2 protein-coding genes are annotated in these 1,098 nt (G+C 65.1%); both read right to left on the bottom strand.

What is annotated here, in order from left to right; all coding sequences use genetic code 11:
• Positions 1–119, bottom strand: a 119-nt coding sequence (locus CVM52_RS25995) for a GDP-mannose 4,6-dehydratase (protein WP_133120015.1), incomplete at its 3' end; no start/stop codon positions are given.
• 84 nt (positions 120–203) lie between these two features.
• Positions 204–1,098, bottom strand: an 895-nt coding sequence (locus tag CVM52_RS25990) for an FkbM family methyltransferase (protein ID WP_100165081.1), incomplete at its 5' end; no start/stop codon positions are given.

Raw genomic sequence — 1,098 nt, 5'->3', positions numbered from 1 at the left:
TTGAACAGCGACGCCCGGCGCTTGATGCCGTGCACCTCGTAGCCCTTTGCGAGCAGGAATTCGGCAAGGTAGGAGCCATCCTGGCCGGTGATGCCGGTGATGAGGGCGGTTTTGGTCATGATCTGGCGCTGCCCGGTTGCTTCGGTCCGGTCTGTTTTGTCCGCAAACCGGCGCGGGCGCAACCATTCGCTGCACCGCGGCGACTATTCCGGCGGTTTTGCATACCAGTCGTCGAATTGCTTCTCGGTGCGGACATAGCCATGGCCTTCGAGCAGGGCACGGATATCCTCGCGCATCGGGGTATAATTATGCTCCACCGTCAGCAGGCGGATGTCCCATTCCTCGAAAGGGAAGGCCGCGAGGATCTCGTATTCGCTGCCTTCGGTATCGACCGACAGGTAATCGATGCGGCGCGGCGCGTCGTATTTCTTCAGGAAGGCGTCGAGCGAAATGGTGGTGAGCCGGATCGTCCGGCCGCTGTCGCGATAGCCGGCGCGGCGGGCGGCATTCATATCGGCCGCGGCATAGTCGGCGATGCCGCCATATTCATCGGCCAGCAGAAACTCGACCTCGCGCCCAGTGGCGCCGGCGATGCAATCCGGCGCCACCGTGCAACTCCGGTTTTTCACCAGTTTCTCGAAGAATTCCGGATTGGGCTCGGCGCAAATGCCGGACCAGCCGAATTCGGTCTCTAACAAGAGCGTATTTGACAGCAGCACCCCGTCGGTGGCGCCAAATTCCACGAAGAAGCCGCCGGTCTTGTGGCCGGTCTGCTCCAATACCCAGAGGTCCTGGCCCAGTTGCGAGGCGGCGCGCTGTTCCAGCCCGGCCTGGCCGGCCTGGCGGGGGGACAGCTGGCCGCGGCGCTGCGCCAGGCTCAGCATGTGGTTCAGCAGCTCCAGCTGGGTCTGGAACATCGCGGCTTCGGGGGGCGAGACCTGGCGCTCCGCGCGCATCCGCTCCAGCGTGCCGCTCATCAGCCTGGCCGCCTCGGGCAGCAGCCCCAGCTGCGCCTTTTCGCGGATCTCGCGCGCCTCGGCGAGCAGCGCGCTGTCGCGGTCGGGAGAGGCGATCTGCAGCGCCGCCTCGAAATGGCCG

The sequence above is a fragment of the Pseudooceanicola lipolyticus genome (genome assembly GCF_002786325.1).
Classification (GTDB): Bacteria; Pseudomonadota; Alphaproteobacteria; order Rhodobacterales; family Rhodobacteraceae; genus Pseudooceanicola_C; species Pseudooceanicola_C lipolyticus.
The sequence above is the reverse complement of the archived record's forward strand: the minus strand, read 5'-3'. Positions and strand labels throughout refer to the sequence as shown.